The 14,126-nt window shown below is 66.5% G+C and carries 9 protein-coding genes and 1 pseudogene; 2 read left to right on the top strand and 8 right to left on the bottom strand.

Annotated elements, in window-relative coordinates; translation table 11 throughout:
* Positions 1-277 precede the first annotated feature (277 nt).
* Entirely contained in the window at positions 278-1,147 is an 870-nt protein-coding gene (locus ACFYOW_RS37120; protein WP_357481834.1) for a 3-hydroxybutyryl-CoA dehydrogenase, read from the bottom strand.
* Between the two features lie 407 nt (positions 1,148-1,554).
* Positions 1,555-2,844, bottom strand: coding sequence for an isocitrate lyase (gene aceA, locus ACFYOW_RS37115; RefSeq protein WP_387294726.1), 1,290 nt, complete (start codon positions 2,842-2,844; stop codon positions 1,555-1,557).
* 432 nt (positions 2,845-3,276) lie between these two features.
* Here aceA and ACFYOW_RS37110 point away from each other — a divergent pair, with 432 nt between their 5' ends.
* Positions 3,277-4,398 carry a lipase family protein gene (locus ACFYOW_RS37110; RefSeq protein WP_387294725.1) on the top strand — a complete coding sequence of 374 codons (1,122 nt, stop codon included), beginning with the start codon at positions 3,277-3,279 and terminating at the stop codon, positions 4,396-4,398.
* Between the two features lie 2 nt (positions 4,399-4,400).
* On the opposite strand, the gene puuE is transcribed toward ACFYOW_RS37110, so the two are convergent.
* From puuE to ACFYOW_RS37080, 6 genes and pseudogenes are all read right to left on the bottom strand, one after another.
* Positions 4,401-5,327, bottom strand: a complete 927-nt coding sequence (gene puuE / locus ACFYOW_RS37105) for an allantoinase PuuE (RefSeq protein ID WP_387294724.1) — start codon at positions 5,325-5,327, stop codon at positions 4,401-4,403.
* A gap of 5 nt (positions 5,328-5,332) precedes the next feature.
* Positions 5,333-6,319, bottom strand: coding sequence for an allantoicase (alc, locus tag ACFYOW_RS37100; RefSeq protein WP_387294723.1), 987 nt, complete (start codon positions 6,317-6,319; stop codon positions 5,333-5,335).
* Entirely contained in the window at positions 6,316-7,503 is a 1,188-nt protein-coding gene (locus ACFYOW_RS37095; RefSeq protein ID WP_387294722.1) for a DUF6986 family protein, read from the bottom strand. The genes alc and ACFYOW_RS37095 overlap by 4 nt, the downstream gene beginning before the upstream one ends.
* Before the next feature lie 193 nt (positions 7,504-7,696).
* Positions 7,697-10,714: a molybdopterin-dependent oxidoreductase gene (locus tag ACFYOW_RS37090; RefSeq protein WP_387294721.1), complete on the bottom strand. Its 3,018-nt coding sequence runs from the start codon at positions 10,712-10,714 to the stop codon at positions 7,697-7,699.
* Positions 10,711-11,568, bottom strand: coding sequence for an FAD binding domain-containing protein (locus ACFYOW_RS37085; RefSeq protein ID WP_387294720.1), 858 nt, complete (start codon positions 11,566-11,568; stop codon positions 10,711-10,713). Before ACFYOW_RS37085 ends, ACFYOW_RS37090 begins: the two co-directional genes overlap by 4 nt.
* Before the next feature lie 454 nt (positions 11,569-12,022).
* Positions 12,023-12,409: pseudogene (locus ACFYOW_RS37080) on the bottom strand (hypothetical protein); the annotation flags it as partial.
* 162 nt (positions 12,410-12,571) lie between these two features.
* Between ACFYOW_RS37080 and ACFYOW_RS37075 the strand changes: the two are divergent.
* A complete protein-coding gene (locus tag ACFYOW_RS37075) occupies positions 12,572-14,089 on the top strand; it encodes a DUF222 domain-containing protein (RefSeq protein ID WP_387294719.1) in 1,518 nt (505 codons plus the stop codon).
* Positions 14,090-14,126 lie beyond the last annotated feature (37 nt).

Below are 14,126 nucleotides of genomic sequence, written 5' to 3'. Positions count from 1 at the left end.
GTTCGCGGCCCCCTGGTGTCTCGCGTCCGAGCCGTCGAGACTCGCGCCTGCGGCGCATGCGCTTCGACGACTCGGACGCGAGACGGGCCGCGAACGTCGCTCGTAAGACTCGCTCCGTGGCACTTGCGAGGGCGCACAAACGTGACACGCGCCCACGACAGCACCTCTTGAACAGACTATTCCGCTGACAGCATCGGCTCTGTCTGATTTGCAACGTCTGACGGGCTCGCGGCCGAGTGGCGCCACCACCGCAGTGTCAGACCAGAAGCGACTGGTGTCAGACCTTGTACTGGTAGAAGCCCGCGCCGGTCTTCTTGCCGAGCAGACCGGCCTCGACCATGCGCATCAGCAGCGGCGGCGCCGAGTACAGCGGCTCCTTGAACTCCTGGTACATGGAGTCGGCGATGGACTTCACGGTGTCGAGGCCGACCAGGTCGGTGAGCGCCAGCGGACCCATCGGGTGGGCACAGCCGAGCACCATCGCCTTGTCGACGTCTTCCTTGGTGGCGAAGCCGGATTCGACCATCCGGATGGCCGAGAGCAGGTACGGCACCAGCAGCGCGTTCACCACGAAACCGGAGCGGTCGGCCGAGCGCACGACCTGCTTGCCGAGCACATCGCCCGCGAAGGCCTCGGCGCGCGCGGACACCGCCTCGCTGGTCTTGAGCGTGGTGACCAGCTCGACCAGCGGCAGCACCGGCACCGGGTTGAAGAAGTGCATGCCGACCACGCGCTCCGGGTTGGCGGTGGCGACGGCGATCTTCATGATCGGGATGGAAGAGGTGTTGGAGGCCAGCACGGCGTCCGGATCGGTGACCACCTTGTCGAGTTCGGCGAAGATGGCGGTCTTGACCTTCTCGTCCTCGAGCACCGCCTCGACCACCAGCTGGCGGTCGGCGAAGTCGCCGAGGTCGGAGGTGAACCGCAGCCGCCATGCGGCCTGTTCGCGCTCGCGCTCGGTGATCTTGCCGCTGCTGACGCCGCGGTCGAGCGAGCGCAGGATGCGGGCGCGACCTGCGGCGGCTAGCTCCCGGGTCTGTTCGTAGACGAGCACGTCGATATGCGCCCGCGCACACACCTCCGCGATGCCGGCACCCATCTGGCCGGCACCGATGATGCCGACGCGCTGAATCTTCTCGCTGCTCACGTCCCGCTCCTGCTGTTTTGTCTGGCTGTCGGGTGGCTTGTGTTGAATTTTGACGCGATCGAGGCCCTGCGTTGTTACGCAAGCTTCCGCCTCCGTGCCCTGACGATCGCGTCGGGTCGAAGGTGCCTGCTCCGGTGTGAGCGGGCCTTCGATGGTTCAAGGTATAGGGATGCCCTCCCGGCTGGGGCTGTTCAGCCGGAAGGGCGGTACACCCCTACTGGAGTAGAGGGCTCGAGGTATTCAATTCGGGCACCTTCACAACCCCGCACGGGGTGAGCCCGACGAACCCGGTTCGCGGCCGGTTCGCTTCCGAGTACTCGAAGCGCATGCGCCGCAGGCGCGAGTCTCGAGTGCTCGGAAGCGAACCTTGGGGGCCGCGAACACGCGGCGCGGAGCGCCGCCATGTATCAGTGGAACTGACCCTCTTCGGTGGAACCCTTCAGGGCCGCCGTCGAGGTGTTCGGGTCCACGGTGGTGGCGATGGTGTCGAAGTAGCCGGCACCGACCTCACGCTGGTGCTTGATGGCGGTGAAGCCACGCTCCGCGGCGGCCTTGAACTCGCGCTCCTGCAGGTCGACGAAGGCGGTCATGCCCTCGCGGGCGTAGCCGTAGGCCAGGTCGAACATGCCGTAGTTGAGCGAGTGGAAGCCGGCCAGGGTGATGAACTGGAACTTGAAGCCCATCGCGCCGAGCTCACGCTGGAACTTGGCGATGGTCGCGTCGTCCAGGTGCGCCTTCCAGTTGAAGGACGGCGAGCAGTTGTAGGCCAGCAGCTGGTCCGGGAATTCGCCGCGGACGGCCTCGGCGAACTTGCGCGCGACCTCGAGGTCCGGCACGCCGGTCTCCATCCAGATCAGGTCGGCGTATGGGGCGTAGGCCTTGGCACGCGCGATGCAGGGCTCGATGCCGTTCTGCACACCGAAGAAGCCCTCGGCGGTGCGGGTGCCGTCCAGGAACTCACGGTCGCGCTCGTCCACGTCCGAGGTGATCAGGGTGGCGGCCTCGGCGTCGGTGCGGGCGATGATCACCGACGGCACGTCGGCGACGTCGGCGGCCAGACGCGCGGAAGTCAGGGTGCGGATGTGCTGCTGGGTCGGGATCAGCACCTTGCCGCCCAGGTGGCCACACTTCTTCTCGGAGGCCAGCTGGTCCTCCCAGTGCACACCGGCGGCGCCGGCGGCGATCATGGCCTTCTGCAGCTCATAGGCGTTCAGCGCGCCACCGAAGCCGGCCTCGGCGTCGGCGACGATCGGGGCCAGCCAGTTCTGGACCGAGGTGTCGCCCTCGACCTTGGCGATCTCGTCGGCGCGCAGCAGCGCGTTGTTGATGCGGCGGACCACGGACGGAACCGAGTTGGCCGGGTACAGCGACTGGTCCGGGTAGGTGTGGCCGGACAGGTTCGCGTCACCGGCGACCTGCCAACCGGACAGGTAGATGGCCTTCAGGCCGGCGCGGACCTGCTGGACCGCCTGGTTACCGGTGAGAGCACCGAGGGAGTTGATGTAGTCCTCGTTGTTGACGAGATCCCAGAGGATCTCCGAGCCACGACGGGCGAGGGTGGCCTCTTCGACGACGGTGCCCTGCAGCTTCGACACCTGATCGGCGGTGTAGTTGCGGGTGACGCCCTTCCAGCGCGGGTTGGTGTCCCAATCCTGCTGGATCTCCGCAGCGGTCTTCGGGGTGCCGGCGTTCGACATCTCTGACTCCACTTCTTCGTTTCGGTGCCCCACGGTCGAGCATCACTCGAACTGCTGTGGCGGCAATTTGCAGGCTTGCTAGGCCCATGGGGTGTACTTCCACACGATGGCACACCAGGAAATAGCCGTCTACCTGTTGCAAGTGTGAATCCGAGCTAGGTTTCGACTGGTCTTTGCTAACCTTGCGAAATTTGCCTGCGAATTGCACGCGTGAAACCTACCCGCCGGTAGCGCTGACATGCGGTTTTAGCGTAACGCTCGTACTGTTTGAGATCGCCCGACGGGCTGCCATCCGACGCGCCCGGAATTCCGGGTTGTGAGCACCTTCACAAGCCGCCGTGTGGCCTCCGCCACCTCGAAATGGGCGCCGATGGTTCGATTGGCAGACCGCGTTCATCGCGGACAGACGTTCCGTGTCCGAGAGGAGCCGTTATGCGGAAACTGTGGTTCGCCGTTGCCGTCGTATGTGGTCTAGGCCTGCAACTGCCTGCGGCGAGTGCCGATCCGGGCGCGGTGGAATCCGTCGCGCCGCTGGCCGCGGTGGCGACACCGCCGGGTTCGGCGAATTCCAGCCGCATCCTGTACGAGACGACCACCGCGAACGATGTCCCGACGGTGGCAGGCGCCGCGGTCTACTTCCCGCCCGGGGAAGCACCCGAGGGTGGTTGGCCGGTGATCGCGTGGGCGCACGGCACGGTCGGACTCGGCGACGACTGCGCCTACAGCATCGCCGGGCCGAGCGCGGTCGAGCGGGACTGGGCGTATCTGGAGACGTGGCTGCGGCAGGGCTATGCCATCGTCACCGCGGATTACGCCGGGCTCGGCACGCCAGGTGAACATCCGTATCTCAATGGCGTCGTGGTCGCGCACAATGTCGTCGATGCGGTGCGAGCCGCCACCAGGCAGTACTCGTCGCTGGCGAAGAAGTGGGTGGTCGTCGGTCAGTCGCAGGGTGCCGGTGCTGCCGTCTACACGGCGCGCTACGCCTCCGAATTCGGCGGACCCGAACTCGATTACCGCGGCGCGGTCGGCACCGGCATACCGGCGTATATCCAGGACATTCTGTTGCCGCTCGGTCCGCATGTGCCGCCGGTGAAATTGTCGCCGCACTCGTCGGCGTACGTGCTCTACATCCTCAACGGCCTGCGCACCACCTATCCGGCGCTGAAAATCGATTCGTATCTGACCGAGTCCGGCCGCGACTGGCTCGCCCGCGCCCGCGAGGCCTGCATCAACCCGCTCAGCGATGCGCTCGCGGCCGACGGCGTGGTGATCGGTGACCTGTTCGCACGTCCGCTGCTCGAGATTCCGGACCTGCACGGGCTGCTGACCGCATACCTCGGCCTGCCCGAATCCGGTTACGACAGGCCGCTGTTCCTGGGGCAGGGGCTGCGCGACACCGATGTGGTGACACCGGAGACACTGCGGTACGCCGCGGTGCTCGAGGCGAATCGGCAGCCGGTCACGCTGCACACGTATCCGGAGGATCACAGCGGAACCGTCAATGCGTCGCTGCCGGATTCGCTGCCGTTCGTGCGGAATCTGTTCGGCTGAGCTCACCCACCCTGACCGCTCCCGTCGCCCTGGACCGCCGGAAACACCCGACGCCAGTGCTCGGCGATATCGATGCGACGCGCGATCCACACGTCGGCATGCGACTGGACGTGGTCGAGGAAGCGTTCCAGCGCGGCGAGGCGGGCGGGGCGGCCGACCAGGCGGCAGTGCAGGCCGATCGACAGCATCTTCGGACTACCCTCCGCGCCTTCGCGATAAAGCACGTCGAAGGCGTCGCGGAGGTGGGCGAAGAATTGTTCGCCGCTGGGGAAACCCGCGGGTGAAGCGAAGCGCATGTCGTTGGTGTCGAGGGTGTACGGGACGACCAGATGGTTGCGGCCGTGCACGGTGACCCAGTACGGGAGATCGTCGGCGTAGGAGTCGGAGTCGTAGACGAAACCGCCGTGTTCTACCACCAGTTCCCTGGTGTGCGGGGAATCGCGGCCGGTGTACCAGCCGAGCGGGGCCGCGCCGGTGAGTTCGGTGAGGATGCGCACGGCCTCGGCCATATGTTCGCGCTCGGTGTCACGGTCGGTGAGCTGGTAGGACTGCCAGCGCAAGCCGTGGCTGGCGATTTCGTGGCCGAGTTCCCGAAAGGCGGCCACCGCCTCCGGATTTCGCTGCATAGCACGGGCGACGGCGAAGATGGTCAGCGGCAGGTCGCGGCGTTCGAAGGCGCGCAGTACCCGCCACAGTCCGGCGCGGGAGCCGTATTCGTAAAGCGATTCCATGCTCATGTGACGGTTCGGAAAGGCTTGCGCGGGAGTCATTTCCGAGAGAAACGTCTCCGAATGCGGATCGCCGTCGAGCACATTGTGCTCCGCGCCCTCTTCGTAATTGAGGACGAACTGGACCGCGATCTTCGCACCATCGGGCCACCGCGGATCCGGCGGCGTCGCACCATAGCCGACGAAATCTCGTTCGCCCATGCCGCTCAACCCCCGAGTTCGCCGTAGAGGCGCAGTCGCGCGAGTCCGCCGTCGGGGTAGATATCCAGGCGGACCTCCTCGACCGAGGCCGCCATCGGCGCGACCGCGAAGCGATGCCTGGTGTCGGGCAGCAGTTCGGTGCGCGGGAGCAGTTCGAGTTCGGTGCCGTCGGTGGTGCGGCCGGTGAGCCGGGCCGAGCCGGGGCTATTGCCGAGGAAGTACGACGTATCGATCTCGGCGAGGCGAATGAGGCCGGGTCCGGCAAGTCGAATGTGCACCCAGTCGTTGCTGTCGTCGCGGCGGCGGGCGGTTTCCCAACCGTCACCCATTTTTCGTGCCAGGCCGGGGTAGAGCAGCTGGTTCGGCGAACTGTAGAAGCGGTTGGAGCAGTCGAGGACCAGGGCGCCGTTTTCCAGCGCGGCCAGGTCCAGCGGGCCGAGACCGAGCAGTTCCGGGTCGGGCCTGCCCTCGCCGTGTACGCGCAGCCGGGCGACGCCGCCGTCGGGGTGCATGGTTAGTTTCACATGGGTCCAACGGTTTTCGTTCTCGATCGCGAACGGATTGCGGCTGTCGCCGGTTACCGGGGCGCGGTCGATCAGCGGCACCCAATCGTCGCGCTCGGCGATGGTTTCCGCGGGCGGATAACCGTCGATCTCGAGTGCGGAGACCGAAACCGCGGGCGGATAGTTGCCTTTGAACCAGGCGGTGTCCACCACGATGCCGCGGACGACACCGGGTACGCCCAAGCGCACGATGGCGGAATCGTCGCCGGGGCGGCCACGGTGCCTGCGGGTTTCCCAACCGTCGTAGATCTGGCCCTTATGTCCGAAGGTCGACGGCCGGTATTCCGACGGACCCGGATTGATCAAATTCTCCTTCTCCGCGAAGAATTCGTCATCGGCCCAGATGACCGATCCACCGAGCGGCCGCACCGCAAGGTCGGGCAGCAGCGTGAAATCCGCGTTCAATGGGCCTCCTGCGTCGTCGTTCACAGTGTCTCCTGCGGAATCGGCTCCCGCGCAACGAGTGCTCGCAGCACCTCGGGAGTCAGTTCCGGCGCGAGCGCACGCAGTTCATCGGCGGTGCGTGCACCGCAGTTCACGCCGCGTAAAACGGTGGCCGCCAAGGCTTCCGCGGTGGCGGGCTCGTCCATGACGTCGCCGGAGCGCCGGTCGAGATAGGCGACCAGACGCGGGACCGCGACGTCGATGGCGCGACGGAAGAATTCGTAGGTGGCCAGCCAGCGGGTGATCAAGTGGCCCGGATGCATGTCCCAGCCCTGGTAGTAGCCGAGGCGCAGCGCCCGGCCGACGAGCCGATGATGGTTGCGCAGTGCCGATTCCGGATCGCGGTCCGGCACGATCTGGGTGGAGCCGTCACAGATCCACACCCCGGTTTGGGCGGCAGCCACCTGCATGACCGACTTCGCGTAGTCCGCAGCCGGATGGTCGAGCGCCTGATCGGGCGCGGCGATACCGCATGCGGCCGTGTAGTCATAGGTGCCGAAATGCAAAGCACTGCAACGGCCTTCGGACATACTGAGCATCTTGGCGATCGGGGCGCTGCCGTCGGCGGCGATAATCGCCTGCGGGCTCTCGATCTGCAATTCGAATCGCAGGGTGCCCGCAGCGAGTCCGGAGCCGCGCTCGAGTCCGTCACACAGGGCGACCAACGCCGAAGCCTGTTCCGCCGCACGGATCTTCGGGACCGTGAAGACGAAACCCGCAGGCACACCACCCGCGGCGTCCAAGACCAGTTCGAGGGTGCGCAGGGCGCGAATGCGTTCGGTGCCCGCCAGACCCTTCATCCGAATGCCGAGGTTGGTCGGGCCATCAGATTGCTTCGCCCACTCGGCGAGTGCCGTCCCCGCATCGATGGCGGCCTCGTCCTCCTCGGCGTCGGCACGGAAGCCGTAGCCGTCTTCGAAGTCGATACGCAGATCCTGGATCGGCCGCTGCTCGAGTCGGCTGCGCACGGCGGGCAGCGCGTCGGTGCCGTCGATTCCGGTGAGCAGGTCGTGATGGCGATCGAGCAACTCGATCGCGGCCGCACCCCATTCGGTGGGGGTCGCGGCAGCGGCCCGGTCGGCCGGGACGTAGGCGGTGTGGATCGGCTGGACCCGGCCGTCGGGGCCCGGGTACCGGGTCCGCAACTCGGCGTCGACCGTGTCGAGCATCGCGTCGATGCGAGCGCGGACATTCTCGGGTAGCTGTATTGGATTTGCGCCGCTCCCGGGCCCTCCGTGGTTACGCACGCTGCCTCCTCCGGGCCTGACGCTCACGGCGCGGGGTTCGATTTGCGCCGCTCCCGGGCCCTCCGTGGTTACGCACGCTGCCTCCTCCGGGCCTGACGCTCACGTCGCTGGGTACTCACCCCTGGTCTCCTTCCTGAAGGGCGCGCCAGATCCGGTCCGCGGTCATCGGCAAACCGGTCTGTCGTACCCCGACAGCATCGCGGATGGCGTTTGCCAGGGCGGGGGCAACCGGGTTGTACGGGGATTCGCTCATCGACTTGGCGCCCAGTGGGCCCAGGTCATCGGCGGTTTCGGCGAAGTAGACCTCGGTGTGCGGCAAATCGGCGAACTGCGGGATGTGATAGTGCCGCAGCGTCCGCGTGGTTACCTCGCCCTGCACGGAGCGCATGTCCTCGTAGAGCGCGGTGCCGATGGCCTGCGCGACACCGCCGACCACCTGACCGCGGCACTGCACCGGGTTGAGCACCGTGCCCGCGTCCGCGGCCTGGACCGATTGCAGGATGCGTACCAACCCGGTGTCGGGCTGCACGGCGACTCGGAACGCCTGCACATTGAAGCTGACCGAGCGCGGGCTGCCCGCGTGTTCGCCGTGTCCGGACAACTCGCCGTCGGCCAGGAGTTCGGTGGCGTCGATCAGCCGATCGCCGCAGCGGACGCCATCGGCCACCAGGACGCACTCCGCTTCGGCACGACCGGTCAGTTTGGCGGCCCGGACCAGGATGTGCTCACGCAGTGCCACGGCCGCGGCGTAAGAGGCCTTGCCCGCGACGGTGATGCCGGTGGACCCGAACGCCCCGGTGTCGTAGCCGACGACGTCGGTGTCCGACTGGCGGATCACGATGCGCCGCACGTCGGTGTTCAGTGCCGTAGCCGCGAGTTGAGCGTGCACTGTTGTGGTGCCATTGCCGAATTCGACTGTGCCGACGCGGAGTTCGTAGCGTCCGCCGGGCAGCAGGGTGACAGTTGCCTCGGAACGGTGGCCGCGCGGTGGGATGGTCGCGATCATGGCCAGCGCCATACCGGTCCCCACCCGCCAGTCCGGACCTGGGGGGCGAATCCCGTTGCCGCGCAATAAGGCTCGTTCGGCAAGGTCGAGACATTGATCGAGGCCGTAGCTGCCGAAGTCCAGATCGCTGTCGCTGACTTCCGCGCCGACGAATGCGTCGCCGGGGACGATGACATTGCGGCGGCGGAATTCGAATGGGTCGATATCGAGTGCGCGCGCCAGTTCATCCAATGCCGACTCGACGCCGAAAATGATCTGCCCGAGACCGTAGCCGCGGAATGCCCCCGAGGGAACGTTGTTGGTGTAGACCGTCATCGCCTCGACGCGCTTATTGGCGCAGCGGTAGACCTCGATGGATTCGCCGACGCCGTGGAACAGCACGCCCACACTGTGATTGCCGTAGGCCCCGGCATCTGCGAGCACGTCGATCGACAGTGCGGTCAGTATGCCGTCGGCATTCGCGCCCGCGGTGACCGCGACCCGCATCGGATGACGGCAAGTGGCGCTGGTGAATTCGTCGGAGCGGGTGAATTCGTATTGCACGGGTCGACCGGTGCGCAACACCGCCAGTGCTATCAGATCCTCGGCCAGCATTTCCTGTTTGGCGCCGAATCCGCCGCCGACGCGCTTGGCGAATACCCGCACCCGGTCACGCGGTAGCCCGAAGATCTGGCACAGTTCGTCGCGCACCAGAAACGGGACCTGCGTGCTGCAGCGGACGACCAGCCTGCCGTCGGCGTCCAACCAGCCGATACCGCCGTGGGTTTCCAGATGTACGTGCTGGCCGCGCGGCGAATGCCACACACCACTGACCACCTGCGCCGCCGCGGCGAGGCCCGCCTGAACGTCGCCTACCTCGCCCTTGATCTCAGCGATCAGGTTGCGTTCGGGATCGGCGATGCGAGCCGAATCCTGCTTATCACCATGCAGTTTCGGCGCTTCCGGCAGCAATGCCTCGGCCGGATCGAATACCGCGGGCAGGATGTCGTACTCGACCTGTATCGCTCGGCAACCTGCGCGAGCGATATCCAGGCTCTCCGCCACTACGGCAGCGACCCGCTGTCCGACGAATCGCACCGTGCGATCCAGCACGTAGGTGTCATCTGGGTCGTCGACTCGAAGTTCGTGGCGTGCAGTGGAAAAGGCGATATCGGGAGCGTCGGCGTACGTGAGCACCGCATGCACGCCCGGCAGGTTTTCGGCGGCGGAGGTGTCGATGGCCACGATTCGCGCGTGGGGGTGTGGGCTCGGTAAGACGGCGATATGCAGTGGGCTCGTCGGCGGCGCTGTGGCGGCATCCACATCAGTGGCCGCATCCTGCGGACGGACATCGAAGGTGAACGGCTCTGTGCCGGTGACGACTCGCGCTCCGGCGGGCGCACCGACGTCGGTGCCCGCGTGTCCACGGGCGGGATGGTCCGGACAGACCTCCACCGCAGCGCTGATCCTTGTGCCACCTTCAGAGCTGTGGAGAGGGTCCTTCGCCTGGTCAGGCCCGATAGTCGTATCAATGCCCGGAGCGCTACTGCCCATGGTCGGGCAGTCAGTCGCAACACCGCTCGACGCCGAAACGCCACCCGTCCCCAAGGGCAGGCTCCCAGGCGCACGACCGCCTGGCGCCGAAGCGTGGCCCGTGCCTGGGATCGGGCCCGTATCACGTATCCCGGCAGCCTCCGGATCCGTGTCAGGAGTCCCACCCAACGCCTCGGCAATAGTGCGATATCCGGTGCAGCGGCAGAGGTTTCCCTTCATGAGCTCAGGCAATGCGTCCGAATCAGGGCCGGTCGGGCCGCCACAGTCGAGGCCCGCTGCGGTCACGACCATTCCCGCGGTGCAGAACCCGCATTGGAATGCGGCGGAGTCTACGAAACGTTGCTGGACAGGGTGCGGCTGCTCAACGGTACCGAGGCCGGAGGCGGTGGTTATGGTGCGGTCGGCAGCGCGGTAGGCGGGAATGATGCACGAGTGCACGGGGATTCCGTCGAGTTGCACGGTGCACGCACCGCAATCGCCCGCATCACAACCTTTCTTCACCGCGAAATAGCCGTGTTCGCGCAATAACGTGCGCAGGCATTGGCCGGGACGCGGTTGCGCATGTACCGACTGGCCGTCGACCTCGAATCTCATTGCCCATCACCGACTTCGGTGCGCAGCTCGGCGGCAACCGCACCGGCCAGCACCCCTGCGACATGGCGACGCCAGTCCGGCGCTCCGTGCGGATCGTCGAACCAGAGCGTCGGGTCGATGGCCGCTACCGCACCCCGCACCTCGGCAGCACCGGGCATCCCGTCGAAATCCAGCACTATCGGCCGGGTCGTCGCCGCGGTTATGGTCAGCGCGCAGCGGCCGTCCACCTCGCGTCGGCCCATCACAACCGCGCCGGAACGGCCGAGCGGAGCAAGCGCGATCTTCCGAAACGCAGTGCGCGCGTGCAGACTTCGAATCGGAACATCAATCGATCGCAACACTTCACCTGAGGTGAGCACATTACGTCCCGGCCCGAGCACGAACTCCCGCAAGGGAATCCGCCGATCGGAACCATCCGGGGACCACACCAGCGCGACGCCGTCCAACGCCACCAGCGCCCCCAACACCGCCCCGGCGGGCAACGACAGGCACACATTCCCGCCCACCGTCGCCGTCCGCCATATCTTGTGCGATGCCAGCAACGCCCGACACGACTGCGCGAACAACGCCGTCCCCGGCCAGTCCGCCCGCATCATTTCCACCCCCAACTCCCGCCCTGCCCCGGCCCCCGACAACTCCGCCAACGTGCAGGTGGCCCCGATCTCCAGCCCCTCGTGCGTCTCGGTCAACGCAGGCCACCCGAGCGCGCTGATATCGACCAGCCGATCCAACTCCTCCTGCGGCTCGGAGAACAAGAAAGTCCCCCCGGCGAGCACCCCACATCCCCCGCCCACAACAGCCAGGTCAGCCCGCCCCCGCGCCACAATCACATCCCGAATCGTGTCCAGATCCACGCCACACCTCGCTCCACTACCGCTGCCGCCACAGTAGAAGCCGTGGGTTGCCGCGATGTTGCGCGACGCCCGCCCCAGGTTGCGCGGTCGTTACCCGCTGAATAGAGCACCTGCGCCCTCAGCTTGGGCCACGCAGCCGCAGACGTCCGTAGTTCCAGTATCCAGCAATACCGTCTGATCAGGACATTCGTCTTGATTGCGGCAGATCGAAGTGCCCACCGAATACACGTTTGCCCCAGAGACCAGCCAGGCCCGATCCACACAGACGGACCGGGCTCGGTGATTAGTTGACGGAACCGCTACTTCTATAGCGCGACCTGCCGCGCCGACGAATTCGGCGGTTCGTTGTCGTCTTCCACGACGGTGGCAAATCGACAATTCGTATTCGGCCGGGCGGGCACCATCCGGAAGACTCGTGTTCTACACCCATTCTGTGGATGCACCGCAACAGGCTTCATACGGTCGGGCGCCGGGTACAGCCGTCGCACAACCGGAACCAGTTGCTCGAGCTGGTGGACGAATCTCCGGCGACTCCCGGCCGCGTTCGGTCGCGGCTGGGGGACAAATGCGCCCCGCCGGTTGACAGGGTCGATAAGCCGTCGCGCGCAAGGCGGGCGGGATCCGCAAGCCGGTGCGCCGGAGTCCGACCGATCAGCCGGGCACGCGTGGCCTCGGAGACGGCTCGATCAGCTCGTCCAGCTTTGGTTTCGGCCGAAAAGTAGAGCGCCAGGAGGTTTTCCGCGCTCGGCGCGTCGCCGGGACTGCCGTCCACATGGCTGGTGAACTCCAGGTGATATCCGGTGCCCGGCAGGCCGAGCATCACCCCGTCGTAGCCCGCGTGATTTTCGTGCGTTCAGTAATTGCGTCGGCGGCGGAGTCCTGGTCGGTCGACCGAAATATTCTGCGGCACTGACCTATTCAGCCATTTGTCCAGTGTGAAGACGTGCAGATCAGATGCCCCACAGGGGTGCGCCGGGTAATCATTCCGCGATAGAATTCGAACATGCTTTCGAACAGTGCGGACACCAGCGGACAGGCAGCTAGCTCGCTGCTCGCTGCGCTCTCCGAACTGCTCGAGCAGCCGTTGGTCGGATTGTCGGACAATGATGTGCTGGATCTGATCCGGGATGTGGAGCGATGCGCACGCAGCCTCACCGCACTGCAGCACCGCCTGCTGGTCGAGGCCGATGAACGCTCGATCCCCGCGCACACCGGGTCGAAGACGCTGAAGCGATTCCTGATGCAGACACTGCGGTTGTCGAGCGCCGATGCCGGAAGCCGGGTGCATGCGGCGCGGTGGGTCGGGGCTACCCGCGATATGGGTGGAGAACAGTTGCAGCCGCAGTTGCCCCGCACCGCCGGCGCTTTGGCGCGCGGCGAGATTTCCGCCGACCATGTGCAGGTTATCGCGCATGTTATGAACCGCGTACCGCGCGGGGTGTCCACCGAAGATCGGGAGGCGGCCGAGCAGATCCTGGCCGAGTTCGCGCGGTCGGGCTCGCCGGACGATATAGGCAAGATCGGCGACCGGATCCTGGCTCATCTGGACCCCGACGGCCGGCTCACCGACAACATCGATCGGGGTCGCATGCGCGGAATCACGGTGGGTCGGCAACGGCCGGACGGGATGTCGCCGATCCGTGGGGAGATCGATCCGGTGCTGCGAGCATTGCTGGATCCATTGCTGGCCAAATACGCCCGACCGGGCGTATGCAATCCCGAGGACCCCGACGGTCCCACCATCGACATCGACGCCGTCGATCCCCCCGCGCTGGCCGACGCCGCTCGGCGCGATCACCGCAGCGCCGCGCAGCGCAACCACGATGCGCTGACCGCCGTGCTGCGGTCCGGGCTCGTCGCCGAAGACCTGGGCAGCCACCGCGGCTTGCCAGTGACAACGATCCTGACGATGAAACTCGATGACCTGGAACGGATGTCGGGCGTTGCGACCACCGCCACCGGTGGGGTGGTACCGATTCGGGACGCGCTCGCCATGGCCGAGCGTTCACAACCGTACCTGGCAGTATTCGATCATGCGGGGCTGCCGCTGCACCTCGGCCGGATGAAACGTCTCGGGTCGCGGGCACAACGGCTGGCGCTGATCGCCGCCCTGCGCGGCTGCTCGCGCCCGGGATGCGACGCACCGGCCAGCCTCTGCGCGGTCCACCACATCCTGGACTACGGCAAGGATGGACGCACGGATATCGATAACCTCGTGCTGGCCTGCGACGCGTGCCATGCCCTGATTAACGATGGGCCGGGCGGCTGGAAAACCGTTGCGCAAGACAAGGATTCGGCGTTTGCAGGCCGCACCGCCTGGATTGCGCCGGAGCACATCGACCCCACCGGCGCCCCCACGATCAACCATCGCCATCACGCCAACGAATTACTCGCCGCCGCGCTGACGCGCATCCACGCCCGCAACGAACAAGAACGCGAAGCCCGCAGACGCCGTGAACGCGAACAATACCGGGATTGGCTGCGATCCCGATCCCGGCCGGACGCCGGCACCGCCGCATGAACGTTCGGCGGACAGCAGCAGCTGCCCGTCGGGGTAA

The organism is Nocardia sp. NPDC006982 (assembly GCF_042869435.1).
In the GTDB taxonomy this organism is placed as follows: Bacteria; Actinomycetota; Actinomycetes; order Mycobacteriales; family Mycobacteriaceae; genus Nocardia.
This window is presented reverse-complemented; position numbering and strand designations above follow the sequence as displayed.